Consider the following 24,820-nt stretch of genomic DNA (forward strand, 5'->3'; position numbering starts at 1 on the left):
TCGAAACATATTATTGAACCCAATAATTTATAGTTTACTAATCATTTAAATGCTAATTAATTGAGTTTATGAATGAGATGTTGGGTCAAAATGAATTATTGCCCGCAAATATTCTGCTGGATGTGATTGTTTGTCTTTTGGGATTTAACTCCATGTTGAAAACATGAAATATAAAAGTCCCTAAACCATTCGGCCAAAAGGTATATTATCGGATGCTTGGGTCTATCAGATAAGATGCTCGTTAGTCCACCGGGATCTAAGAAAAATCAGGACAGATGCACATAACACCAGTCAAAAAAATTTCACCAACGTGAAGTCATTGAATTAATCGTTTCCTGTGACACATTGGTTTTAGATAGGGAATCTAAAGCATCAAGCTCAAATTTTAACGCCCCATGTAATTCCTTCATTATAAATTCTTTATGCTCAGCATATATTTCAAGCACTTGATCAATCGATTGTTTTTTTGAAACAGGGTTTGGAGTATCGATCATTCCTTTTGATTCATCAGCTGAAGCTTTTAAAATATGGAATAAAATTTCTTTCTTTGTTTCAACCTGCAAATCTGGGTTTGCTAAAACTTCCTTCGCAAAAGGAATTCCCTCGGATATTCTATCGAGTTTTCGATAAATACCCATCATTTTAGCGCATAATGCTGATTCCCATTCTTGACTCCTTACCTCTCCTTCTGAAGGAATGCTATGAGCAAGACTCAGGGCTTCTTGATATGCTCTCAAAGATAAATCAAAATCTCCCTCTTCTTTTAATCTTTTGCCTTGCTCTTCAAGAACAGTGAGTATCTTCTCCAATTTAATGAACGCATCTTTACGTTCTCTACAATCAACCGGGAGATCTGTAAGGGATAGAATAAATCTGTCTTTTGCTTCAATTAAATTTAAAAGCGATACTTTCCCCTTTAAATCTAAGGGATTAAATATCTTTAAGGCATTGTTGTAAGCTATTCGGCCATTAATTTCTTTTAATCTGTCGTTATACAGTATCTTTTCCTGGGGATCTTTGGTTCTTGAAGCGGCTAGTTCATAATATTTCTTTGCTTTTTCCAACCATGAAACAAAATAATCTTTTCTTTCTTTGTAATGCTCGATAAGCGCATCACGATGTTTTATTACCTCGGGGGATACATTTGACTCATATCCTTGTTGATTAAAATCTTTTATTTCTCCGTTGACAACAGTCATATTTTTTACCATCAAATCAATACGCTCAAAAGAGCCAATGATTCCATGTGCTAAGAAATAATTAGGTTCTATTTGCCCATCCCCCTGAGCGATGACCATGGGCAGGCTCTCCCCTTGATAAGAGAGGGGTGTGATTTGTTTTGGGTTTACAGGAAAATATGTTAATCGAGGTTTATTTTTCTTATTGGGTAATTCCTCAAAGCTTAAGCCATCATCACCAGTTCTTGCTTTCATGACCGCTTCGAACCATTCCATTTTTTTCTCTGGGGCTAAATTTTCAGGTGCCTCCACATAAAAGCATACCTTGTCTTTTGCAAATGGCATATTATAACTCCGAGGCATAGCAAACTCACGCCAACCAAATTCGCGAAGACGTTCCATTCCTTCAACAAATTCTATAGGTCCAATCCCAGAGATATCTTGAGGGGTTGGCGCACCCGTAGTTACTTTTAAAGTTCGCCAATCAGTTCTTACGTAAACGAGTAGATGATTTTTTACAACGACATCGTCAGTCACAAAAGAGGTACTAAATGGTTTTGTTTCCGAAGGGGTAGCTTCGTTTAATGCTTCAACAACCAAACGCTTACTGCCAGTACAATCTATCACATAATCACAAGGGGCAATTGTATTTTTTCCTTCTTTATCCTGAACAATAATCCCTTTTCCCTGTGAATCAAAACCAACAAATGCTTGCTTTTCAATACGTATATGTTGAGATATTGCTTCCATATAAAGAAGCCGCTCTATATCTTTAATATGGGCGGTTTTTTCAGGAAAATTGAATTGGATGCCTAAACCACTTTCGGCACGTTCAATTACTGACTTATTGATATGTCCAGGCCTTAAATATTCACCTGCACGAGGATCATAAATAACAATGTCTTGAACACCTGCTTTTTTGAGTTGAAGGGCTGTATAAAGACCGCTAGGACCTGCACCGATAATAACAACTGGCATTTTTAATCCGTGATTCACAAAAATATACATTGTATATTAATAATATTAAATGATTATTAATAAATCAATCTCGGATTAAAACTCAAAATATAAAAACAGTATCATGGGGTGCTTGTGGGACATTACATAATACAAATAGCCATTAATACATCTTTTATTTTGATGAAGTTTTGATTTGCTTTCTTTAATTCAGAATCCACTTTACTTTCTTGCTTTGGATCTATGATAACTACTAATGATTGGTCTAATATCTCAATATCCTTCTTATTTAAAAAGTATATATAAAATCAAATAACTAGTTTCACTCAAACCGTTTATCTGTCACATTATTTGTATTCCCGGTCGCCATTCATAGACAACCGGGACGTTACTAGGAAAGGGTATTTTTTTAATTAATCGCTAAATCTTCTGCAGCTTTTTCTACGGCTTTTACAGATTCTGGAGATGCGTATGAGAAGATGCTGTGACGTGAACCCAGAGCAGCAAAGGTAATCACTGCATTATCCAATCTTTTTACTAGGTTCTTCAGATAGTCACCCCAACCCAATCAGTTAAAAAGGAAGTAATTCAGGAACAAAAGTTTTATTTATGCATCGTCCCTAATGTAAAAATAAAAAAAACTTTATATTGTTCTTCACTATCCCTCATTTTGTGAAGGACTAAAAAAATATGGAGCGAAGATTTTGAACAAAACGAACGGAATTAAATTGTTTATTTGGATTTTATCTTTTGAATTAATAGGTTTCTTCTTAGGTTTATTAGCGCAAGGGAATATTTATTCTTGGTATGACGGGGTTCATAAATCAACTCTAACTCCTCCAGGGTGGGTTTTTTCCGTCGTTTGGTCCATATTATATGCCCTTCTCGCGATTGTTGGGTTTAGGTTATGGCAAAATCGCAGCAAACCCCAAATTAAAATAGTAATGCATCTATATGTAGTACAACTCATCATGAATTGGGTGTGGACCCCAATCTTCTTTCAACTGCATTGGATAGGATTTAGTTTTTTATGGATAGTAGCAATGATTAGTTTGAATGCAATAATTATCTTAAAAATTAAAAATACGGAAAGATGGGTCGCGCTATTATTAACTCCTTATTTCTTATGGCTTATTTTTGCGAGCTACCTCAATGGGATGATATGGATTCTCAATACGTAGGCCTACTGAAATGGTGCAGGCAAAATCGTGGCCCCACTCGGGCATTTTATATGATCGGAGATGTATATTATATCTAGACTCGATGACGCCCTCTGCCAATGTTTCTTTAGCCTACTCAGGGGTTAAATCTTTTATCTATATCTATAATTATTTTATTTATCATGGATTATGCCCACCTTAAAAAATTATTATTAATTTAAGGTGGGTTGAGCAAAGCACAGGAGATTCATCTCAATATGGATAAGATAAAGATTATGTCAATTAAGACGGTTTATCAGACGATTATTACGAATGTGGTTATTTTTTTTCTAATTTTAAGCACAATCCTTATATATGCGAATTATATTCAAAATCAGATTTTAAAAAGTGAAAGTAATCGTTATAACTCCATAAATACTGCTCAAGAACTATTGCAAAGTTCTGATGACTTAACAAAGATGGCTCGACTTTATACAGTAACGGGAGATGAGAAATATAAACGCTACTTTAATGATATTCTCGCCATTCGGGAAGGGAGACTAAGTCGCCCTAACGATTACTCCCAATTTTATTGGCATTATGTTGTGGGGGGTAAAATAATTCACAATCCTAACGGTGAAATTAGCAGTTTTAGCTCGCGCGTAAAACAATTAAATTTCAGCCAATTCGAAATGGCAATGCTAAAAAAAGCGGAGCAAAATTCGATAAATCTAACCGCACTCGAAAAGCGAGCTTTCGGACTAACAAAAGGTTTATACCCTGATAAAGAAGGGCGATATACGATTCAGGGGAAAAAAGACCTGGAACTGGCCCGGCAGTTATTGCATGGTAAAGAATATCACCGGGAAAAAGTAGCCATCATGCAAGCTATTGAAGAATTTAAGTTAGCTGTTGAGCGACGAACCGCTAAAAAATTTACAGACTTAGAGACAAAACAACAATACCTTTTATATATTTTTCAGTTTTTTATCCTTTTTGGCATCCTTCTATGCCTTTTTGGTTGGCGTTATGCTAATCGTCGCGTTATGCAACCTATTGCTGAACTTGTTAAGCAAACTGAGAAAATTGACCATGGGGATTATAGTGCGCGTAATCATGTTGCCGTTAAAAATGAGTTGGAAACACTCGGAAAAATATTAAATAAGATGTCTGGTTCCATTCAAAAAGATATAAGTAAACGTGCGCATCTGACCAAATTGCTTCAGGCGAGTGAAGAGCAATTCCGTAGTGCAATTGAGTTTGCGCCAATTGGCATGACAATTAAATCCCTGGATGGGCATTGGATTCAGGTTAATCAAGCTTTGTGTGAGATGCTAGGCTATAGCAGAGAAGAAATTCTAAGCCTAGGCCCAAAACAAATTACCCATCCTGATGATGTAGTCAAAGAAGAAGAGTTAGAAAAGAAATTAGCAAGTGGTACATATAAAAATTATCAATGCGAAAGCCGCTATATTCATAAGTCCGGCAAAATCGTATGGGTTTCATTGAGCGCCGCACTGGTATATGATGCTGAAGGTAATCCCTTAAATTTAATCTCGCAAGTTTATGATATTGGGCCCCGCCGGAGCAATGAAATAGCAATGACCAATCTTCATGAAAAAATGTCAGCAACATTAGTTGAACTTCAACAACGGGAGCATGAAAATGAATTGCTCTATAAAATGAATGAAATGCTCCAAACCTGTAAAAATGCGGACGAAGGACACTCTATCATCCAGCTAACAGTAAAGGCCTTATTTCCTTCGTTAAGTGGTGGTCTGGCAATCTATAACAAGTCTTCACACAAATTACAAACAGTGCGGCAATGGGGCAAGCATCAGCTTTTAAAACTCTCTTTTACTCCAGATGATTGCTGGGCACTACGCAATGGTAATATATATACTGTCGATGACCCTCAAAATGCCATAATTTGTGAGCACTATATTTCACCACCCAAGGGTGCTTATATTAATTTACCTTTTATAGTCCGTGCTGAAATTATAGGTATGCTGGATCTTAATTGCGCTTCGGGTGAAACAATTACCGATAAGGATAAAAAATTGGCAATAACATTAAGTGAAAGCATCAAGCTGGCTCTGGCAAATATTAATTTGCGGGAAGCCTTGAGCTATCAAGCATTACGCGATGGTTTAACAGGGTTGTTCAATCGCCGCTATTTAGATGAGACGCTACCTCAAAAACTCGAGGAAATAAAACGAAATAAAAGCATTTTATCTATCGCCATGGTCGATATTGATTTTTTCAAAAATTTTAATGATAAATTTGGTCATGATGCCGGAGATACGGTACTTAAATTTCTTGCCAAGATCCTGCAACAATCCATTAGGAGCGAAGATATAGTTTGTCGATTTGGAGGTGAAGAGTTTGTTGTTATTTTAATGGATAGTAACATTTCTGAAGCTCAACGCCTAATGGAAACAATCTGTCAACAGGTTAAAAAAATACATTTGAATTTTCAGGGCATCCGTTTACCAAAAATAACATTGTCTGTTGGAATTGCACAAGCACCTATGCATGGGAGCGAGGTAGAAAAGTTGTTGGGTGCTTCCGATGAAGCACTATACATCGCCAAAAATTCTGGAAGGGATAAAGTCAAAATATTCCATAAAGATGATTAGGGAATTTTTATTTGGAAATGGCGCGCCCGGAAGGATAGATATTATTTAGTATTTAGAACATAGAATTAAATTTAAATGCTCACAAGATTCTGGGGAAGGATAGATTCGTCACTCACTTTCGCCGCACTTCGTGCTTTTCGCTTCACATTTTGTCGAACCTCCGACCCCCTGGTTCGTAGCCTTCTTCTTTTTGTTTAAAACCTTTAATAATCAACGCGTTGCGATGTATCGATTAGTTAAAAAACTTCATAAAACTGTATTAAACGGCATAGTACTGTCACAGTTATGTCATAATCTATGACACATTTTGTTAGTTTAAAAATAGCCAAAGTCTAGACAGATTTAGACTTCTTATAACCCAACCGTATTTCAAGAAATAGGTGCAAATTTAAAAGAACTATATATTATTCTTGATCCCTCTGATGCTCAGAAACAAACTTTATTAATACATTACCCTTCAGTGGATGTACATTCAGATGATTATGTGAAACCATCGATAAAAATCGAGGCTGGAGCAAAATCAGCACTAGATCCTCATTGCTCAGTAACTTTTCAACCCTATGTAGCTACAGAAATTTCCCATAATAATCTTCTGGGGAAAATATTATAACTATTGAACCATCAAGGACTTTTTGGGATAAGGTGATCATTTTACACGGTATTAGGTGTTGGTATGAAAATCGTGGAGAGTTACGACAGAATGGCCATCGAGTATCTCGTCATTATTATGACATTTATCAATTAATGCATTCAGAAATAGGAAATGAAGTCCAAAAAAGATCACGGGCTAGCAATAGACTGCGCTCGTCATGCACAATTATTTTTTAATAGTGCCGATCTAAATTTGAAACATGCACGTTTAGGATCGTTTGCTTTAATACCAACACAAAAAATGAGGCAGCTGCTTAATCGTGATTATCAGGCAATGGCAGGTATGATTTTTGGTCAAGTGCCTAAATTTTCAGATGTCCTTGATGTGGTTGCAGAGCTTGAGCAAACAATAAATTCTTATAAAATTGATGAATGACGGAAGTCTAATGTAAAGTCTGATGGTTTTACATAAATATATTCTATCAAAAGATACTGTGTTCTGAAGATCAAACTAACACTTAGTACGCCAATAAAAGCTTCAAGAAAAATAACTATATATATGGGAATAGAAATTTTTTCTTTCTTTAAACAAGAAGCAAATAAAAGAGTACTAGCTATAATAAATGTTGCTTCTGTGTGATATACAATTTATTTACTTCTTTTCTTAGAAATTTGGTCGCACATTTTTTTATATTTGTTTTCTAGGATTTGAAGCTCTTCATCACTTAACTCATCTAAATCGAGAGTAATATTACTTGCAGCTTGAATCGATTTAATGAGCTCATCCAATTTCAAGTTTATAATTTTAGTATCGCGATTTTGAGTATGTTGAATCAAAAAAACCATTAGAAACGTCACAATGGTAGTGCCTGTATTGATTACGAGTTGCCATGTGTCTGAAAATTTAAACACAGGTCCAGAAATAACCCACAAAAAAATCAAAAAAAGTGCGGTTAAAAAAGCCCATACACTACCGGTAATTTTGCTCACCACATCGGAAAATTTTTGAAACAGCACTTTTATATTATTCTTTTTTTTAGTCATTTATTAACCCGTTTACGCTTTGTTAGTTAAATATAAGCTCGCACGATTATATTTTCCAATTTATGGAAAACATTATATTTATAAATTTACTTTTCGCCATTTCATCTTACCTCGAAATTCCGGACATCCTTTTTAGCAGGCTAATCCAAACTAATTGAGTGCCATATTGCATGTTGAATGCAATCGCTGAGGAAAACGCATTCAATGTATGCGAATACAACCAATCGAGTTTCCGCTCTAGTTATACCCCAAAAAGCAAGCTGGTATGATCCAGGCTTTTTAAAGCTACTGTCTTTCAACTTTAAATTCCTGGGAAGGGTACTATTATATATTTGTATGAATTAAAAGAAAGGATACTATTATGACTCAAAAACCGAAGCCTCCATTTCCGGAGCAACCCATTACCCCACCTGGAATTGAAGAAGAAATGGACCCAAAGCCTCATTATGAAGCAGAGTCCTATCATCCTGCTGGAAAATTAAAAAATAAAGTCGCTTTGATAAGTGGAGGAGATTCAGGAATAGGTCGTTCTGTTGCGTTACTTTTTGCTCGCGAAGGTGCAGATGTGGCCCTGGTTTTTTTACCCGAAGAAAAGCGGGATGCAGATAAAATTAAGCAGGAAATTGAATCTTTGGATCGAAAAGTTTTGCTTATTGCAGGAGATTTGAAACAAGCAGATTTTTGCAAAAAAGCAGTGACGGATACTTTGGCTTTTTTCGAAAAGATAGACATTTTGGTTAATAATGCGGCTTTTCAAAAACATCAACCTAATCTGGATGCGGTGAGCATGGACCAATGGAATATTACCTTTACCAGTAACATTTATAACTATTATTATCTTTGTAAATTTGCAGTACCACATATGCAGCCCGGAAGTGTCATTATCAATACTGGTTCAATTACGGGATTAGAGGGAAGTAAAGAGCTTTTGGACTATTCTTCCACAAAAGGAGCCATTCATGCCTTTACCAAATCTCTAGCTAAAAATTTAATAGACAAGGGGATTCGCGTAAATTGCGTAGCACCAGGGCCTGTTTGGACTCCTTTAAATCCAGCAGAAAGAACAAGCGAGAGTATAAAAAATTTTGGTGGAAACACTCCTATGGGGCGACCCGCGCAACCTGAAGAGATTGCCCCAGCTTATGTGTTTCTCGCTTCTAATGCGGATTCGGGATACATCAGTGGTCTCATTCTTCCTATTTTAGGGGGAAATACAATAGCCGGTTAGAAAGTGCTTTAAGTTATAAGGAATATTTCCCAGGGAAAATAATTGGATTTATACAAAAAGTAGTGAGTTATAAAATATTCAGAAAGCTCATAATTATTTTTTATATCTATACTTGCATTGTAGATGGTGTCGTTCTCAAAATTTGAATTGACATACAGTTAAAAGGAGATCGTTATGAGCGAAGGAGATAAATCAAGTTATACAGATAAACAAAAGCGAACAGGCAAAACACATTGAGGATTCTTATGAAAAGGTATATCTAAGAAAGAAGCAGAAGAACGAGCTTGGCGTACGGTTAACAAACAAGATAAAGGTGGAAAGAAAAAATGATTTTAAACTTTTAAAAGCCTAAGTAAGATGATTATTTGGGCTTTTATTTTGAAGTAAGTGATTCTTCCTAATTTGTTATAATCGTATCACCTAAACTTTTAAAAAACACTATTATTTGATGCTTCAATATAAGCTATAATCTATTTAAATAGAGGATACTTTAATATTTTATCGACCCCCTGGTTCGTAGCCAGATTGATTGAGAATAAATTATAATAAAATCAGTGAGTTGTGATGTAACAAATATAACAACTACTGCATGGAACTGCCCGAAATAAAAGAGATTATATTTAACTTTGTTACAAATCTGCTACAGGGTAATTTTCAACAAGGTGATATATCTCAGTTCGGCTCACAAAAACATACGTGCGTTGCATTTTTTTATAGGCTGTTTGCGCCTGACCTATCTAATGGGAATTAGGCCTTATATGGATGCTAAAACTGGATTAGTCGGAGCTAAACGACGTATCATTCATCAATCGATATCAGAACAATTATACGTTGAGCCACATCAAGGGATTAAAAGTCAGAGTTTTTCAAGCGCTATATGGATTAGTACGTGCTGGTGTTATTAGTATTGTAAGTTAAAAAATTTGTATCATGGCAATCAAGAGAGAAGCCCCTTATAAAAAATAAGGGGCAGCGGCGTGAGCGACCGTGTATGGATGCCGTCGACAACTACGGCACCTCAGCACTCCCGAAACATTGTCGACAAAGGCTACTTCAATTCAGGTGTTTTCCCTTCCTTGAATTCGACTGGCTCAGGATATTGGCGCTCCCCCAGGAGTATTTTTGGATAACTAGCTGTTAACGTAGTTACCGAGGTGCTTTGGCGTGTTGCTGGCCTTGTTGTTTGCTGTTGGATTACTTGCTTTGTAATGGCAGGGATGTCAATAGAAACACCGTATTGCTTCATCATCTGCAGACCTGCTTCATCGATAGCAGGCTCTTCAATTCAGCTGGTTCCCCTTCCTTGAATTCGACTGGCTCAGGATATTGGCGCTCCCCCAGGAGTATTTTTGGATAACTAGCTGTTAACGTAGTTACCGAGGTGCTTTGGCGTGTTGCTGGCCTTGTTGTTTGCTGTTGGATTACTTGCTTTGTAATGGCAGGGATGTCAATAGAAACACCGTATTGCTTCATCATCTGCAGACCTGCTTCATCGATAGCAGGCGGTTCATCATCGAGTGCAGCGTCTAATGGTGCCTGGATAATATGTATGAGCAGCGCTTTAAATTGGAGCGGGCTACACTGTTTTTTGATGAGCATTGGTTGCGCACCATGACTAAATGCCGCAATTAAGAAGCGAATTAGATTATTATTGTTTTCTTGCCAAAATGCAGAATCATCAGGAATGGCTACAAGTAACTTGGCAAACATATGGATGAACTCACGATGTTGCCTGGTATCTAAGAGCATGACGTAGGATAATAATTGGGTGGCAAGTGCCTCCAAGTCAGATTTGGCTTCGTTATCCAAGTGAAGCAATACCTCGAGCTGATGTTTAACGAGTAAGGTACAATAGGGCTGGATGGTTTCTAATTGTGCTTCTACCGTTAGCACTTTGCTGTTGTCGCCTTGAGATAAGTGAGCCATCATTTTTAATAGCAACTTTGCAAGCGCTACCTTTTCGGTCAGTGCCAAGACCGACGATTCGTGGGCAAAGGAGCTGAGTTTTTCAAAAACACTCCGAAGATAGGTATGGTTAGCCCCCAGGCGCTCTAAATCTTCATTGATAAACAACAAGCAATCGGAGGGGCGCTGAAGCGCCTTGAGTGCCGCACATTGCGTGGCTATGGCTTTGCTGTCTAACCGGTGAATTCGTGCCAAAGCATAGTCTTTTAATGCCGATGCAGGAAAGCTGTTTATTATTTAAGGGCTAAGCCGGTGTTATTTTTCCGATAGAAAACAGCCAGGTTCCATGCAGCACTCGCATGCGCTGCCCTTATCGCTTGAAGGTATAATTGAACCACTTTGTCATCACGCTCATTCTGGCTTAATTCTTTGCCTGCACGATTGTTTTCATACATCCATGCCAAGTTGCTTTGGGCTGGGGCATCTCCTGCTGTTGCCGCTTGAAGGTATAATTTAACTGCTTTGTCATCACGCTCATTCTGGCTTAATTCTTTGCCTGCACGATTGTTTTGATACATCAATGCCAAGTTGTTTTGGGCTGGAGCATATCCTGCTGTTGCCGCTTGAAGGTAGCTTTGGGCTGGGGCATCTCCTGCTGTTGCCGCTTGAAGGTATAATTTAACTGCTTTGTCATCACGCTCATTCTGGCTTAATTCTTTGCCTGCACGATTGTTTTGATACATCAATGCCAAGTTGTTTTGGGCTGGAGCATATCCTGCTGTTGCCGCTTGAAGGTATAATTTAACTGCTTTGTCATCACGCTCATCCTGGCTTAATTCTTTGCCTGCACGATTGTTTCTATACATCCATGCCAGCAGGTTTTGGGCTGGAGCATGGTGCTTTTCTGCCAGTATAGAAAAAAGTTCCTGTGCTTTTTCATCCGATTGGGCTATGCCAATACCTGATAAATAGCACAATCCTAATTTAAAATCTTCTGTGCTATCGCGCGATCTTGTTCGGGCTTCAAGAACCTCTTGCGTCAATGGGATGGTATCAAGCGATTCATTTTTTTTAAAAAAAAGTGCGGCAGAGAGGCTTCCTGACATCCAGGCTTCATAAAGTGCTAAAACACTCCAGGACCTCTTGCGTCAATGGGATGGTATCAAGCGATTCATTTTTTTTAAAAAAAAGTGCGGCAGAGAGGCTTCCTGACATCCAGGCTTCATAAAGTGCTAAAACACCATCCAGGTTATTTCCCTCTTTAATCAGTAATAAAGCTTTTTGGGTTGCTCGATCGTACATTAATAGGTTCTCCTCATCTTCAATTCAGCTGGTTCCTCTTTCTTGAATTCGACTGGCTCAGGATATTGGCGCTCCCCCAGGAGTATTTTTGGATAACTAGCTGTTAACGTAGTTACCGAGGTGCTTTGGCGTGTTGCTGGCCTTGTTGTTTGCTGTTGGATTACTTGCTTTGTAATGGCAGGGATGTCAATAGAAACACCGTATTGCTTCATCATCTGCAGACCTGCTTCATCGATAGCAGGCGGTTCATCATCGAGTGCAGCGTCTCTTTTTATTTGAGTAATGCACCGCTGGACATCAACATCCGCAGTTCGATATAAAATCGCGGCAATCGAGAAATATTTAAGGGCTAAGCCGGTGTTATTTTTCCGATAGAAAACAGCCAGGTTCCATGCGGCACTCGCATGCGCTGCCCTTATCGCTTGAAGGTATAATTGAACCACTTTGTCATCACGCTCATCCTGGCTTAATTCTTTGCCTGCACGATTGTTTTCATACATCCATGCCAAGTTGTATTGGGCTAAGGCATATCCTGCTGTTGCCGCTTGAAGGTATAATTTAACTGCTTTGTCATCACGCTCATCCTGGCTTAATTCTTTGCCTGCACGACCTTCGTCATACATCCATGCCAAGTTGTTTTGGGCTAAGGCATATCCTGCTGTTGCCGCTTGTAGGTATAATTGAACTGCTTTGTCATCACGCTCATCCTGGCTTAATTCTTTGCCTGCACGACCTTCGTCATACATCCATGCCAAGTTGTATTGGGCTAAGGCATATCCTGCTGTTGCCGCTTGTAGGTATAATTGAACTGCTTTGTCATCACGCTCATCCTGGCTTAATTCTTTGCCTGCACGATTGTTTCTATACATCCATGCCATCAGGTTTTGTGCTGGAGTTCTGTGCTATCGCGCGATCTTGTTCGGGCTTCAAGAACCTCTTGCGTCAATGGGATGGTATCAAGCGATTCATTTTTTTTAAAAAAAAGTGCGGCAGAGAGGCTTCCTGACATCCAGGCTTCATAAAGTGCTAAAACACCATCCAGGTTATTTCCCTCTTTAATCAGTAATAAAGCTTTTTGGGTTGCTCGATCGTACATTAATAGGTTCTCCTCATCTTCAATTCAACTGGTTCCTCTTTCTTGAATTCGACTGGCTCAGGATATTGGCGCCCCCCCAGGAGTATTTTTGGATAACTAGCTGTTAACGTAGTTACCGAGGTGCTTTGGCGTGTTGCTGGCCTTGTTGTTTGCTGTTGGATTACTTGCTTTGTAATGGCAGGGATGTCAATAGAAACACCGTATTGCTTCATAAAAACACTCCGAAGATAGGTATGGTTAGCCCCCAGGCGCTCTAAATCTTCATTGATAAACAACAAGCAATCGGAGGGGCGCTGAAGCGCCTTGAGTGCCGCACATTGCGTGGCTATGGCTTTGCTGTCTAACCGGTGAATTCGTGCCAAAGCATAGTCTTTTAATGCCGATGCAGGAAAGCTGTTTATTTGAGTAATGCACCGCTGGACATCAACATCCGCAGTTCGATATAAAATCGCGGCAATCGAGAAATATTTAAGGGCTAAGCCGGTGTTATTTTTCCGATAGAAAACAGCCAGGTTCCATGCAGCACTCGCATGCGCTGCCCTTATCGCTTGAAGGTATAATTGAACCGCTTTGTCATCACGCTCATTCTGGCTTAATTCTTTGCCTGCACGATTGTTTTCATACATCCATGCCAAGTTGCTTTGGGCTGGGGCATCTCCTGCTGTTGCAGCTTGAAGGTATAATTTAACTGCTTTGTCATCACGCTCATTCTGGCTTAATTCTTTGCCTGCACGATTGTTTTGATACATCAATGCCAAGTTGTTTTGGGCTGGAGCATATCCTGCTGTTGCCGCTTGAAGGTATAATTTAACTGCTTTGTCATCACGCTCATCCTGGCTTAATTCTTTGCCTGCACGACCTTCGATATGCATCCATGCCAAGTTGTTTTGTGCTGGAGCATATCCTGCTGTTGCCGCTTGAAGGTATAATTTAACTGCTTTGTCATCACACTCATCCTGGCTTAACTCTCTGCCTGCACGATTGTTTTGATACATCCATGCCAAGTTGTTTTGGGCTGGAGCATGTCCTGCTGTTGCCGCTTGAAGGTATAATTTAACTACTTTGTCATCACGCTCATCCTGGCTTAATTCTTTGCCTGCACGATTGTTTTCATACATCCATGCCAAGTTGTCTTGGGCTAAGGCATATCCTGCTGTTGCCGCTTGAAGGTATAATTGAACCGCTTTGTCATCACGCTCATCCTGGCTTAATTCTTTGCCTGCACGACCTTCGATATACATCCATGCCAAGTTGTATTGGGCTAAGGCATATCCTGCTGTTGCCGCTTGAAGGTATAATTTAACTACTTTGTCATCACGCTCATTCTGGCTTAATTCTTTGTCTGCACGATTGTTTTGATACATCAATGCCAAGTTGTTTTTTGCTGGAGCATATCCTGCTGTTGCCGCTTGAAGGTATAATTTAACTACTTTGTCATCACGCCCATCCTGGCTTAATTCTTTGCCTGCACGACCTTCGCCATACATCCATGCCAGCAGGTTTTGGGCGGGAGCATGATGCTTTTCTGCCAGTATAGAAAAAAGTTCCTGTGCTTTTTCATCCGATTGGGCTATGCCAATACCTGATAAATAGCACAATCCTAATTTAAAATCTGTGCTATCGTGCGATGTTGTTCGGGCTTCAAGAACCTCTTGCGTCAATGGGATCGTACCAAGCGGTTCATTTTTTTTAAAAAAAAGTGCGGCAGAGATGCTTCCTGATACCCAGGCTTCATAAAGTGCTAAAACACCATCCAGGTTATTTCCCTCTTTAATCATTAATAAGGCTTTTTGGGTTGCTCGATCGTACATTAATAGGTTCTCCTCATTTTCAATTCAGCTGGTACCTCTTTCTTGAAATCGAATCTCTCGGGATAATGAATTGCTGGCATAAGCATTTCTCTATTCGGTAAAATTAATGACAAATTGTGCTTTATATGTCTTGCGGTTGCATCCGTGAAATTCACGTATTGACATATCAGGATAACTTGGATAAGTAGTAAGTCGGGATGGATGCTCGATAGGGTGCGTTCTTGCTGGCGCTTTAATTTTATTTAACTTTGAAAATATAGCGTAGTTGAGCAGTGTCAAAAACGCACGGGCATGAGCGACCGTGTATGGATGCCGTCGACAACTACGGCACCTCAGCACTCCCGAAACATTGTCGACAAAGGCTACTTCAATTCAGGTGTTTTCCCTTCCTTGAATTCGACTGGCTCAGGATATTGGCGCCCCCCCAGGAGTATTTTTGGATAACTAGCTGTTAACGTAGTTACCGAGGTGCTTTGGCGTGTTGCTGGCCTTGTTGTTTGCTGTTGGATTACTTGCTTTGTAATGGCAGGGATGTCAATAGAAACACCGTATGGCACCTCAGCACTCCCGAAACATTGTCGACAAAGGCTACTTCAATTCAGGTGTTTTCCCTTCCTTGAATTCGACTGGCTCAGGATATTGGCGCCCCCCCAGGAGTATTTTTGGATAACTAGCTGTTAACGTAGTAAATAAGTGAGCCATCATTTTTAATAGCAACTTTGCAAGCGCTACCTTTTCGGTCAGTGCCAAGACCGACGATTCGTGGGCAAAGGAGCTGAGTTTTTCAAAAACACTCCGAAGATAGGTATGGTTAGCCCCCAGGCGCTCTAAATCTTCATTGATAAACAACAAGCAATCGGAGGGGCGCTGAAGCGCCTTGAATGCCGCACATTGCGTGGCTATGGCTTTGCTGTCTAACCGATGAATTCGTGCCAAAGCATAGTCTTTTAATGCCGATGCAGGAAAGCTTTTTATTTGAGTAATGCACTGCTGGACATCAACGTCCGCAGGTCGATATAAAATCGCGGCAATCGAGAAATATTTAAGGGCTAAGCCGGTGTTATTTTTCCGATAGAAAACAGCCAGGTTCCATGCAGCACTCGCATGCGCTGCCCTTATCGCTTGAAGGTATAATTGAACCGCTTTGTCATCACGCTCATTCTGGCTTAATTCTTTGCCTGCAGGAAAGCTTTTTATTTGAGTAATGCACTGCTGGACATCAACGTCCGCAGGTCGATATAAAATCGCGGCAATCGAGAAATATTTAAGGGCTAAGCCGGTGTTATTTTTCCGATAGAAAACAGCCAGGTTCCATGCAGCACTCGCATGCGCTGCCCTTATCGCTTGAAGGTATAATTGAACCGCTTTGTCATCACGCTCATTCTGGCTTAATTCTTTGCCTGCACGATTGTTTTGATACATCCACGCCAAGTTGCTTTGGGCTGGGACATCTCCTGCTGTTGCCGCTTGAAGGTATAATTGAACCGCTTTGTCATCACGCTCATCCTGGCTTAATTCTTTGCCTGCACGACCTTCGATATACATCCATGCCAAGTTGTATTGGGCTAAGGCATATCCTGCTGTTGCCACTTGAAGGTATAATTGAACTGCTTTGTCATCACGCTCATGTTTTCATACATCCACGCCAAGTTGCTTTGGGCTGGGACATCTCCTGCTGTTGCCGCTTGAAGGTATAATTGAACCGCTTTGTCATCACGCTCATCCTGGCTTAATTCTTTGCCTGCACGACCTTCGATATACATCCATGCCAAGTTGTATTGGGCTAAGGCATATCCTGCTGTTGCCACTTGAAGGTATAATTGAACTGCTTTGTCATCACGCTCATCCTGGCGTAATTCTTTGCCTGCACGACCTTCATCATACATCCATGCCAAGTTGTTTTTTGCTGGAGCATATCCTGCTGTTGCCGCTTGTAGGTATAATTGAACTGCTTTGTCATCACGCTCATCCTGGCTTAATTCTTTGCCTGCACGATTGTTTCTATACATCCATGCCATCAGGTTTTGTGCTGGAGCATGGTGCTTTTCTGCTAGGGTAGAAAAAAGTTCCTGTGCTTTTTTATCCGATTGGGCTATGCCAATACCTAATAAATAGCACAATCCTAATTTAATATCTTCCGTGCTATCGCGCGATCTTGTTCGGGCTTCAAGAACCTCTTGCGTCAATGGGATAGAGTCAAGCGGTTCATTTTTTTTAAAAAAAAGTTCGGCAGAGATGCTTCCTGACATCCAGGCTTCATAAAGTGCTAAAACACCATCCAGGTTATTTCCCTCTTTAATCATTAATAAGGCTTTTTGGGTTGCTCGATCGTACATTAATAGGTTCTCCTCATTTTCAATTCAGCTGGTACCTCTTTCTTGAAATCGAATCTCTCGGGATAATGAATTGCTGGCATAAGCATTTCTCTATTCGGTAAAATTAATGACAAATTGTGCTTTATATGTCTTGCGGTTGCATCCGTGAAATTCACGTATTGACATATCAGGATAACTTGGATAAGTAGTAAGTCGGGATGGATGCTCGATAGGGTGCGTTCTTGCTGGCGCTTTAATTTTATTTAACTTTGAAAATTATAGGTTAAGAGTTAAGGTTTTGTGTTCTTGTTATTTGCCCCCGGAAATGGGGAAGAGTCCACAATTTCTCAAAAACCAGATGCTTAGTCTGTAGGAAAAAACTTAAGTCTTTGATTTTAAATGGCGCGCCCGGAAGGATTTTATTACGTAGGATTAAATTGCAGCATTAAATTTAATTAGTTCCCAGATTCAAGGGAAGGATAGATTCGTCGCATACTTTGTTCGCTCCTTACCGCTTTGCGGTGCGCTGAAGCGCATCCAAAATACTTCGCCGTACTTCGTGCTCTTCGCTTCGCATTTTGTCGAACCTCGTTCGGTTCGAACACTTCCGGGCCAATGATATTGGAGTTTTGTTATAGTTTTCGGAGTGATTCTTATTTTGTGATTTTTATTGAGAATGGCGCGCCCGGAAGGATTTATTGCGTAAGAATAAATTGCAGCATTAAATTTGCATAGTTCCAAGATTCAAGGGAAGGATAGATTCGTTGCTCACTTTGTTCGCTCCTCACCGCTTCGCGGCGCGCTGAAGCGCGTCCAAAATACTTCGCCGCACTCCGTGCTCTTCGCTTCGCATTTTGTCGAACCTCGTTCGGTTCGAACCTTCCGGGCCAATTACATTGAGGCTTTGTTCTAGATTTCGGAGTGATTTTTATTTAGTTCTTCGATCTTAGGAATGGCGCGCCCGGAAGGATTCGAACCTCCGACCCCCTGGTTCGTAGCCAGATACTCTATCCAACTGAGCTACGGGCGCGTTGACTGGCGGAGAGAGAGGGATTCGAACCCTCGATGGGATTTCTCCCATACTCCCTTAGCAGGGGAGCGCCTTCGACCACTCGGCCATCTCTCCAATCAATGGTTGCGCAGTATATCAGGTATTTTGATGCCGTCAATATGCGTTATCTATAAATTAAAATGGGATGCATAGGAAAGAAACTTTAAATACAGCAATATGAACTATAATTATCCAAAGAAGGGTAAATTGCTGTGTCAATCTTAGAGTATTCATTTTTTTCAACAAGTTAGTTTAATAATTTTTTATGTAATGCTTTATAAAAATTTCCAAATTTTCATGATTACTGCTACTCTTTATCATTCATAAATCAGAGCTGCTATCAGTGAAGAGGTATGGCGTTAAGTTAAAGGATCCGGGGTATCTCAACGGAAGTATGCTTCTCAATTTGGTAAAGAATAATTGAGAGTAATCTATTCTTTTAATGAAACATCGTTGCAGTGATGTAACCGCAATTTAAAAATAAGGAGGATCGATGAAACAGAAGTCGAATTTACATGGTCGAGATGTGTATGTTGTTGATGGAAATCGAACACCATTTCTCAAGGCCAAGGGAATAGGTCCTTTTTCTGGATCTGATTTAGCGGTAGCTGCAGGGATGGTATTATTAAATCGACAGCCTTTTTCTCCAACAGAGTTGGATGAAGTAATTATTGGTTGTGCAATGCCAAGTCCCGATGAGGCAAATATTGCGCGAGTAATTTCTTTGCGACTGGGATGTGGTGATAAAGTGCCTGCATTTACAGTGATGAGAAATTGTGCTTCTGGGATGCAAGCATTGGATAATGCAGCCATCCAAATTGCAAGTGGCCGTAGTGATTTGATACTTGCAGGGGGTACAGATGCCATGAGCCATGCTCCGTTATTGTTCAATCAAAAAATGGCATCCTGGTTGGCCAGTTGGTACTCTGCTAAGAGTATGGGCCAAAAATTAGGGTTAATCACACAATTTAGACCTAGCTATCTTGCTCCGGTTATTGCTTTGCTGCGCGGCCTTACTGACCCTATAGTGGGTATGAACATGGGACAAACCGCCGAAAAAGTTGCTTACCGCTTTAATATTACTCGTGAACAAATGGATGAATTTGCCAATCAAAGCCATTTAAGACTGGCAAAAGCCTATGACGAAAAGAGGATGTCGGAAGTATCACCGATTATTGGCTCTAAAGGACATATTTATTCACAAGATGATGGATTGCGAGCAGATTCAACCGTAGAAAAATTAGCGAAACTAAAACCATTTTTTGATAAAAAATACGGCATGGTAACTCCTGGTAACAGTTCGCAAATCACTGATGGGGCTTGTTTGTTGTTACTGGCCAGTGCTGATGCAGTGAAAAAATATGGTTTGCAGGTTATAGGCAGAATAGTGGATTCACAATGGGCCGCACTTGATCCTTCGCAAATGGGACTTGGCCCCGTACATGCAGCAACTCCTATCTTACAAAGACATAAATTAAAACCTGAAGACATGGATTGCTGGGAAATTAATGAAGCGTTTGCTGCTCAAGTTTTGGGTTGCGTTGCAGCTTGGAATGATGAGAATTATTGCCACACCCAGTTAGGTTTGGAAAAGGCCTGGGGAGGCCCTTCGCTCGAGAAGCTTAATCGTGATGGTGGTGCAATTGCAGCAGGACATCCTATAGGCGCAAGTGGTGCGCGTATTGTATTGCACGTTTTAAAATCATTAGAACAGAGAAATGAGTCTCGAGGTATGGCTTCTATCTGTATTGGTGGAGGACAGGGCGGGGCTATGTATCTTGAACGAGTGACTGAGGTGAAAGGACATGAATAATTACAAACATTGGGACTTGAAACGCGATAGTGACAATATTCTGTGGTTAGGCTTGGATAGAAAAGATACATCCATAAACAGCATTAATGAAGAAGTATTAGATGAACTCAACAGCCTTCTGCATGAAATTTCACAGGATAAAAAAGCTATAGGCTTAATTGTGCATTCAGCCAAAGAAAAAGGATTTATAGCTGGCGCAGATGTGAATGCTTTTTCAAAATTTGAGACTCCAGCCCAAGCAGTAGATTTCTTGCGAAAAGGACAAGCTGTATTTGCTCGATTACAGGCTCTGACAATTCCTAGCGTTGCGATGATTGATGGTTTTTGCATGGGCGGCGGTTATGAATTGGCTTTGGCTTGTACCTACCGAGTTGCGAGTGATGAAAAAGATACTCGAATCGGTTTGCCTGAAGTGATGTTAGGTATCCATCCAGGTTGGGGCGGCTCTGTACGATTACCTCAATTGATCGGTGGTTTTAACGCTTTATCACAAATCATTCTTACCGGAAATGCAGTCCATGCGGTAAAAGCTAAGAGTTTAGGTATGGTTGATGAGGTCGTTCCTGTTCGTCAGTTAAAACGAGCAGCAGTTTATTTCATTAAAAATAAACCACCAAAGCATAAACCTTCCTTTGTACAACGACTGACTAATAGTGCTTGGTTGAGAAAACCTATTGCTGCTTTAATGCGTCATAATATTGCGAAACGAGTGCGACGAGAGCATTATCCTGCACCTTATGCTATTGTTGATTTATGGGAGAAAGAAGGCGGCATAGGGGATAGGGCTTATTTGAAAGAGATAGACTCAGTGGAACGTTTAGTATCTACTGGAATTACTTCAAAAAACTTAATCCGCGCTTTTACCTTGCGTGAACGCTTGAAAGGTTTTGCAAAAGGCAGTGATTTTAAGGCAAACCATGTCCACGTTATAGGTGCTGGCGTCATGGGGGGCGATATTGCAGCATGGTGTGCTCTACGTGGTCTGCGAGTCACTTTGCAAGATCAATCTTATACTCAAATTGCTCCGGCAATTGGCCGTGCACATGCGCTATATAAGAAAAAATTGCGCAAGCCTCGTCTTATACAAGCAGCGATGGATAATTTAATTCCTGATCCTGAAGGACATGGTATTGCTCGTGCTGATGTAATTATTGAAGCGGTATTCGAAAATCTTGCTGTAAAGCAAGAAATTATGAGAAAAGTTGAAAAACTTGCTAAAAAAGATGCCATTATTGCTACAAATACTTCCAGTATTCCATTGGATGAAATGAGTAGTGTCATGGTGAATCCTAATCGCCTTGTTGGAATTCATTTTTTCAATCCAGTTGCTAAGATGGACCTGGTTGAAGTAGTGAGTAGCACACAAACCTCCAAGAAAGTTGAACTTAATTCCTGCGCTTTTGTCAATCAAATTGGCAAACTCCCATTACCGGTTAAGTCCAGCCCAGGATTTTTAGTAAATCGCGTATTAATGCCTTATCTCATGGAGTGTGTCCAATTGCTGGATGAAGGATATAGTGCTGAAACTATTGATGAAGCAGCTTTATCTTTTGGTATGTTCATGGGACCTGTAGAACTTGCAGATACAGTGGGGTTAGATGTCGGTTTGGCTGTTGCTGAAAATTTAACAGCCCATTTTGGTGGAACTGTACCTCAAAGGCTGCGTGACATGGTTAAAGAAGGTAAACTCGGTCGGAAAACAGGTCAAGGGTTATATCAGTACAAAAATGGTAAACCCATTAAAAAACAACCTAGTACGCCAATTCCTCCTCATATTGCAGATCGATTAATCCTAAGAATGGTTAATGAATCAGCTGCTTGTTTGCGTGAGGGAGTTGTTGCTGATGCAGATTTGCTTGATGCAGGTATGATTTTCGGCACCGGATTTGCTCCGTTCCGCGGCGGTCCAATGAACTATGCTAAGGATTTTGGAGCAAATAATTTGGAAAATTTATTTAAGACCCTTGAGTCCAAGTATGGCGAGCGGTTTAAAGTAGACGAAAGCTTTTAATTTGCTTTTGGTATTTTTATGAAATATGTAGCCTGGGTGATATGTAGCGGAAACCCAGGTTACGTCTTTATCTTCATCAGACTCTGTTTATGGATAATTCATTGAAAATGATCTTCATCAAACAAAGGTTGCTCTTCTTGATTTTTATACAATTCTTTTGGGTATCTATTTCTAATGCCACCACCTTGGTTATCCCTGCAACAGGTGATGTAGTTGGAGAGGTTCAATATGCACAATCAGAGTTAAATGAAACGATTGATGAGATAGGAAAACGTTTCGATGTTGGATATTATGAGCTACTCAGAACAAACCCTCAAATCGACCCACGGCGCTCTTTAGCAATTAGTTCAGGACTTATTATTCCTACACAATATATATTGCCTAATGTTCCTAGAAAGGGAATTGTGATTAATTTAGCAGAATACCGCCTGTATTATTTTCCAGAAAATGAGAACGTAGTGATTACTTTTCCTGTTGGTATCGGTCGGGAAGGGTGGAATACCCCACTAGGGGTCACCAAAATTGTAGCCAAAGAAGCAAATCCCAAATGGCGCCCAACAGAAAATCTGCGCGCTGAAGCAGAAAAAAATGGAGATTTTCTTCCTGATGAGTTTCCTTCAGGACCCTATAACCCCTTAGGCCAACATGCTATGCGTTTGGGGTGGCCAACGTTTCTTATTCATGGGACAAATAAGCTTGATGGAATTGGCAAGCGTGTCAGCGCTGGGTGCATTCGCATGTATCCTGCTGATATCGAGTATTTATTTCGAATGGTACCCATCGGAACTCCAGTCAGGGTAATTAATGAACCAGTAAAAATTGGAAAATATGAAGGCGGATGGGTAGTACAAATACATCCTCCTTTAAGTGAACAGAGCGGTGTAACACTGCAATCTTCCCTGCAAAAATTGTTAAGTAGTCATCACGTACTTAACTTAAACAATAAGAAAATAATTCAAAATGAACTTGTTCATCCTACAGGTTTACTAAGAAAAATTTAGAACAAGACGAATTTTTACGGATCCAGTCTACAAATGGGCTATATTTTTTCTTGAGAACAGTATTTCAACATATAGTAGCTAATCCATAAAACAATAAATCCCCCGATAATATCAATTAAATAATGCCATCCTAATAAAACACAGGATGCAATAAGAAAAACATTAATTATGGATAATAGAATACACGGAATGGTCCATTCTCTAAGCAGATTTACACATAAGATTGCCCAAATCACATGAAAAGAGGGAAGGGCTATTAATCCTCCTTCATTTGTAGTTGGATTAACATGGTTATGAATCTGATTGAATTTCAAGCCTGTAGCAATTTGCTCAGGCATGAAGAATGGGCTATTGGTGACGCTTGCTGGTGCAATAGTAGGAAAAAAATAATAAAATCCAAAACCAATTAGGACCGTGCATAACATATAGAAATAATATTCTCTGATCAGATGGAAGCGACGAGTGATAATGATCAGTATAGGCAAAATACTCATTTGATATGGAAGGCTGTCATAAATTACACCCAGTAAATATTTAAATTGAGGATGATTATGGGTCCAGGATACTATTGACTCCATATAGACATTCATATACTTCTCTTCGAATATGACGATAAATGGATCAATGATTGGGAATGGAGTTAATTGCACTGCATTTGTTGCGATGGCAATTACACTCATTATCGCAAAATAGTAAATTAGTTCTCGTCCAATTTGCCTGATTTTATTGTCCTGAGGAAAATAGAGGATGAGACCAAGGTTCAAAAGAATTAAGACTAAAGCAAGAAATGGGATGTCTTCAGGAAAATAGTTATTTCCTGGATATTTGAAAAAAAAATGGTTTATTAAAAGAATAATAGAGGATAAGGCCAGAATTAAACCGGAAAGAAAAATAATCGAACGCGATGATACCTGCCCCATTTTAGATATATTATTCAACAGTTTCTAAAAGTTTTTTTTGTTTAATTGCATGAAAAATCTCTTCTCTATGCACGTTCACGGATCTGGGTGCATCGACACCAAATTTTATATTTCCATGTTCTTGTGTTTTAAAAGCTAAAATCTTAATAGCTGTATCACCAATATGAATCATTAAAGGTTCTTCAAATTGAAGAGAAATTATATCCATTAATTACCTCTGTAACTTTCAAATAAGTTGATTATAAATTAAAGACATTTAACTTATGCACGGTAACTCAATTCATGGATATTTGTCACTATAAATTAATAAAAAATTTTACATAGGACATCTGATTTTAGCTTAACTCAGTTATTTAATTATTTTTAATTGTTTGATAATTGTATGATGCGATTAAAATGGTTATAATTAGCAGCTTTTTTTAAACCTTGCCTTACTGTTGTTATAAATAACAGAAGGCTTTAATCCATAAGGAGAAATCATGAGACATTATGAAATTATGTTTCTTGTGCACCCGGATCAGAGCGAACAAGTACCAGCAATGGTAGAGCGCTATGAAGGGATCATAAGTAAGCACAGTGGGGCGATCCACCGTAAAGAAGACTTGGGTCGTCGTCAATTAGCTTATCCAATTTGTGATGTACATAAAGCACATTACATTCTTATGAATATTGAATGTAGCCTTGAAGCTCTGGAAGAAATTAAAAATGCATTCAAATTTAATGATGCAATTATTAGAAATTTAATTACTCGTCAAAAACAAGCGATCACTACTGAATCTGTTTTGATGAAGAAAGAAAAAGAAACCAGATCTGCTTAAG

23 protein-coding genes, 2 tRNA genes and 1 pseudogene are annotated in these 24,820 nt (G+C 39.5%); 10 read left to right on the forward strand and 16 right to left on the reverse strand.

Annotated elements, in window-relative coordinates; genetic code table 11:
- Positions 1-302 precede the first annotated feature (302 nt).
- Entirely contained in the window at positions 303-2,156 is a 1,854-nt protein-coding gene (locus LXO92_RS10385) for an FAD-dependent monooxygenase (protein WP_232890933.1), read from the reverse strand.
- Between the two features lie 683 nt (positions 2,157-2,839).
- On the opposite strand from LXO92_RS10385, the gene LXO92_RS10395 reads away from it, so the two are divergent.
- The 4 genes from LXO92_RS10395 to LXO92_RS10405 all read left to right on the forward strand — a co-directional run bounded on the left by LXO92_RS10395 (position 2,840) and on the right by LXO92_RS10405 (position 6,940).
- The gene (locus LXO92_RS10395) at positions 2,840-3,316 is read left to right on the forward strand and encodes a TspO/MBR family protein (protein WP_182352598.1); all 477 of its coding nucleotides are present in this window, start codon (positions 2,840-2,842) and stop codon (positions 3,314-3,316) included.
- 236 nt (positions 3,317-3,552) lie between these two features.
- Positions 3,553-5,913 (forward strand): sensor domain-containing diguanylate cyclase, encoded by a 2,361-nt coding sequence (locus tag LXO92_RS10400; protein WP_232890934.1) that lies wholly within the window; start codon positions 3,553-3,555, stop codon positions 5,911-5,913.
- A 642-nt stretch (positions 5,914-6,555) separates the two neighbouring features.
- Positions 6,556-6,741, forward strand: a complete 186-nt coding sequence (locus LXO92_RS17295) for a hypothetical protein (RefSeq protein WP_182352601.1) — start codon at positions 6,556-6,558, stop codon at positions 6,739-6,741.
- Positions 6,677-6,940 (forward strand): hypothetical protein, encoded by a 264-nt coding sequence (locus tag LXO92_RS10405; RefSeq protein ID WP_182352909.1) that lies wholly within the window; start codon positions 6,677-6,679, stop codon positions 6,938-6,940. The genes LXO92_RS17295 and LXO92_RS10405 overlap by 65 nt, the downstream gene beginning before the upstream one ends.
- A 212-nt stretch (positions 6,941-7,152) precedes the next feature.
- Here LXO92_RS10405 and LXO92_RS10410 read toward each other — a convergent pair whose 3' ends face one another.
- The gene (locus LXO92_RS10410) at positions 7,153-7,548 is read right to left on the reverse strand and encodes a low affinity iron permease family protein (RefSeq protein WP_182352602.1); all 396 of its coding nucleotides are present in this window, start codon (positions 7,546-7,548) and stop codon (positions 7,153-7,155) included.
- Positions 7,549-7,909: 361 nt separating this feature from the next.
- Between LXO92_RS10410 and LXO92_RS10415 the strand changes: the two genes are divergently transcribed.
- Both LXO92_RS10415 and LXO92_RS10420 read left to right on the forward strand, forming a co-directional pair.
- Positions 7,910-8,776, forward strand: coding sequence for an SDR family oxidoreductase (locus LXO92_RS10415; protein ID WP_182352603.1), 867 nt, complete (start codon positions 7,910-7,912; stop codon positions 8,774-8,776).
- A 692-nt stretch (positions 8,777-9,468) separates the two neighbouring features.
- Positions 9,469-9,691, forward strand: a pseudogene (locus tag LXO92_RS10420) (hypothetical protein); the annotation flags it as partial.
- Positions 9,692-9,824: 133 nt separating this feature from the next.
- Here LXO92_RS10420 and LXO92_RS10425 read toward each other — a convergent pair.
- From LXO92_RS10425 to LXO92_RS10480, 12 genes are all read right to left on the reverse strand, one after another.
- Positions 9,825-10,025: a hypothetical protein gene (locus LXO92_RS10425; protein WP_232890935.1), complete on the reverse strand. Its 201-nt coding sequence runs from the start codon at positions 10,023-10,025 to the stop codon at positions 9,825-9,827.
- Entirely contained in the window at positions 10,022-10,936 is a 915-nt protein-coding gene (locus tag LXO92_RS10430; protein WP_233291531.1) for a hypothetical protein, read from the reverse strand. The genes LXO92_RS10425 and LXO92_RS10430 overlap by 4 nt, the downstream gene beginning before the upstream one ends.
- A gap of 38 nt (positions 10,937-10,974) precedes the next feature.
- Positions 10,975-11,787: a tetratricopeptide repeat protein gene (locus tag LXO92_RS10435; RefSeq protein WP_233291532.1), complete on the reverse strand. Its 813-nt coding sequence runs from the start codon at positions 11,785-11,787 to the stop codon at positions 10,975-10,977.
- A gap of 7 nt (positions 11,788-11,794) precedes the next feature.
- A complete protein-coding gene (locus LXO92_RS10440) occupies positions 11,795-11,983 on the reverse strand; it encodes a hypothetical protein (RefSeq protein WP_233291533.1) in 189 nt (62 codons plus the stop codon).
- Positions 11,983-12,852, reverse strand: a complete 870-nt coding sequence (locus LXO92_RS10445) for a tetratricopeptide repeat protein (RefSeq protein ID WP_233291534.1) — start codon at positions 12,850-12,852, stop codon at positions 11,983-11,985. The genes LXO92_RS10440 and LXO92_RS10445 overlap by 1 nt, the downstream gene beginning before the upstream one ends.
- Before the next feature lie 8 nt (positions 12,853-12,860).
- Positions 12,861-13,079: a hypothetical protein gene (locus LXO92_RS10450; RefSeq protein ID WP_233291535.1), complete on the reverse strand. Its 219-nt coding sequence runs from the start codon at positions 13,077-13,079 to the stop codon at positions 12,861-12,863.
- Entirely contained in the window at positions 13,079-14,890 is a 1,812-nt protein-coding gene (locus LXO92_RS10455; RefSeq protein ID WP_233291536.1) for a tetratricopeptide repeat protein, read from the reverse strand. Before LXO92_RS10455 ends, LXO92_RS10450 begins: the two co-directional genes overlap by 1 nt.
- A 362-nt stretch (positions 14,891-15,252) precedes the next feature.
- The gene (locus LXO92_RS10460; protein WP_233291537.1) at positions 15,253-15,447 is read right to left on the reverse strand and encodes a hypothetical protein; all 195 of its coding nucleotides are present in this window, start codon (positions 15,445-15,447) and stop codon (positions 15,253-15,255) included.
- 31 nt (positions 15,448-15,478) lie between these two features.
- The gene (locus LXO92_RS10465) at positions 15,479-16,480 is read right to left on the reverse strand and encodes a tetratricopeptide repeat protein (protein WP_233291538.1); all 1,002 of its coding nucleotides are present in this window, start codon (positions 16,478-16,480) and stop codon (positions 15,479-15,481) included.
- Complete coding sequence (locus tag LXO92_RS10470; protein ID WP_233291539.1) at positions 16,456-17,226, reverse strand: tetratricopeptide repeat protein; 771 nt, start codon at positions 17,224-17,226, stop codon at positions 16,456-16,458. The genes LXO92_RS10465 and LXO92_RS10470 overlap by 25 nt, the downstream gene beginning before the upstream one ends.
- A gap of 932 nt (positions 17,227-18,158) precedes the next feature.
- Positions 18,159-18,235 (reverse strand) — tRNA-Arg (locus LXO92_RS10475).
- A 6-nt stretch (positions 18,236-18,241) separates the two neighbouring features.
- A tRNA-Ser gene (locus tag LXO92_RS10480) sits at positions 18,242-18,331 on the reverse strand.
- Positions 18,332-18,749: 418 nt separating this feature from the next.
- On the opposite strand from LXO92_RS10480, the gene LXO92_RS10485 reads away from it, so the two are divergent.
- From LXO92_RS10485 to LXO92_RS10495, 3 genes are all read left to right on the forward strand, one after another.
- Positions 18,750-20,069 (forward strand): acetyl-CoA C-acetyltransferase, encoded by a 1,320-nt coding sequence (locus LXO92_RS10485; RefSeq protein ID WP_182352657.1) that lies wholly within the window; start codon positions 18,750-18,752, stop codon positions 20,067-20,069.
- Complete coding sequence (locus LXO92_RS10490) at positions 20,062-22,080, forward strand: 3-hydroxyacyl-CoA dehydrogenase NAD-binding domain-containing protein (protein WP_182352658.1); 2,019 nt, start codon at positions 20,062-20,064, stop codon at positions 22,078-22,080. Before LXO92_RS10485 ends, LXO92_RS10490 begins: the two co-directional genes overlap by 8 nt.
- 137 nt (positions 22,081-22,217) lie before the next feature.
- Complete coding sequence (locus LXO92_RS10495; RefSeq protein ID WP_232890945.1) at positions 22,218-23,081, forward strand: L,D-transpeptidase family protein; 864 nt, start codon at positions 22,218-22,220, stop codon at positions 23,079-23,081.
- A 38-nt stretch (positions 23,082-23,119) separates the two neighbouring features.
- Here LXO92_RS10495 and LXO92_RS10500 read toward each other — a convergent pair whose 3' ends face one another.
- On the reverse strand, positions 23,120-24,001 hold the full coding sequence (locus LXO92_RS10500) for a phosphatase PAP2 family protein (protein ID WP_232890946.1): 882 nt from the start codon (positions 23,999-24,001) through the stop codon (positions 23,120-23,122).
- A gap of 10 nt (positions 24,002-24,011) precedes the next feature.
- On the reverse strand, positions 24,012-24,209 hold the full coding sequence (locus LXO92_RS10505; RefSeq protein ID WP_182352660.1) for a carbon storage regulator: 198 nt from the start codon (positions 24,207-24,209) through the stop codon (positions 24,012-24,014).
- A gap of 271 nt (positions 24,210-24,480) precedes the next feature.
- Between LXO92_RS10505 and rpsF the strand changes: the two genes are divergently transcribed.
- Positions 24,481-24,819, forward strand: coding sequence for a 30S ribosomal protein S6 (gene rpsF / locus LXO92_RS10510; RefSeq protein ID WP_182352661.1), 339 nt, complete (start codon positions 24,481-24,483; stop codon positions 24,817-24,819).
- Position 24,820 lies beyond the last annotated feature (1 nt).

The organism is Legionella resiliens (genome assembly GCF_021344005.1).
In the GTDB taxonomy this organism is placed as follows: Bacteria; Pseudomonadota; Gammaproteobacteria; order Legionellales; family Legionellaceae; genus Legionella; species Legionella resiliens.

Bases quoted from the DNA above. Each gene is read 5' to 3' on its own strand.
- LXO92_RS10435 (WP_233291532.1), bottom strand. From the start codon at position 11,787: ATGTCAGGAAGCCTCTCTGCCGCACTTTTTTTTAAAAAAAATGAATCG.
- LXO92_RS10450 (WP_233291535.1), bottom strand. From the start codon at position 13,079: ATGTACGATCGAGCAACCCAAAAAGCTTTATTACTGATTAAAGAGGGA.
- rpsF (WP_182352661.1), top strand. From the start codon at position 24,481: ATGAGACATTATGAAATTATGTTTCTTGTGCACCCGGATCAGAGCGAA.
- LXO92_RS10400 (WP_232890934.1), top strand. From the start codon at position 3,553: ATGGATAAGATAAAGATTATGTCAATTAAGACGGTTTATCAGACGATT.
- LXO92_RS10405 (WP_182352909.1), top strand. From the start codon at position 6,677: ATGAAGTCCAAAAAAGATCACGGGCTAGCAATAGACTGCGCTCGTCAT.
- LXO92_RS10505 (WP_182352660.1), bottom strand. From the start codon at position 24,209: ATGGATATAATTTCTCTTCAATTTGAAGAACCTTTAATGATTCATATT.
- LXO92_RS10415 (WP_182352603.1), top strand. From the start codon at position 7,910: ATGACTCAAAAACCGAAGCCTCCATTTCCGGAGCAACCCATTACCCCA.
- LXO92_RS10470 (WP_233291539.1), bottom strand. From the start codon at position 17,226: ATGTACGATCGAGCAACCCAAAAAGCCTTATTAATGATTAAAGAGGGA.
- LXO92_RS10410 (WP_182352602.1), bottom strand. From the start codon at position 7,548: ATGACTAAAAAAAAGAATAATATAAAAGTGCTGTTTCAAAAATTTTCC.
- LXO92_RS10385 (WP_232890933.1), bottom strand. From the start codon at position 2,156: ATGCCAGTTGTTATTATCGGTGCAGGTCCTAGCGGTCTTTATACAGCC.
- LXO92_RS10445 (WP_233291534.1), bottom strand. From the start codon at position 12,852: ATGTATAGAAACAATCGTGCAGGCAAAGAATTAAGCCAGGATGAGCGT.
- LXO92_RS10440 (WP_233291533.1), bottom strand. From the start codon at position 11,983: ATGTACGATCGAGCAACCCAAAAAGCTTTATTACTGATTAAAGAGGGA.
- LXO92_RS10485 (WP_182352657.1), top strand. From the start codon at position 18,750: ATGAAACAGAAGTCGAATTTACATGGTCGAGATGTGTATGTTGTTGAT.
- LXO92_RS10425 (WP_232890935.1), bottom strand. From the start codon at position 10,025: ATGATGAAGCAATACGGTGTTTCTATTGACATCCCTGCCATTACAAAG.
- LXO92_RS10490 (WP_182352658.1), top strand. From the start codon at position 20,062: ATGAATAATTACAAACATTGGGACTTGAAACGCGATAGTGACAATATT.
- LXO92_RS10455 (WP_233291536.1), bottom strand. From the start codon at position 14,890: ATGTACGATCGAGCAACCCAAAAAGCCTTATTAATGATTAAAGAGGGA.
- LXO92_RS10500 (WP_232890946.1), bottom strand. From the start codon at position 24,001: ATGGGGCAGGTATCATCGCGTTCGATTATTTTTCTTTCCGGTTTAATT.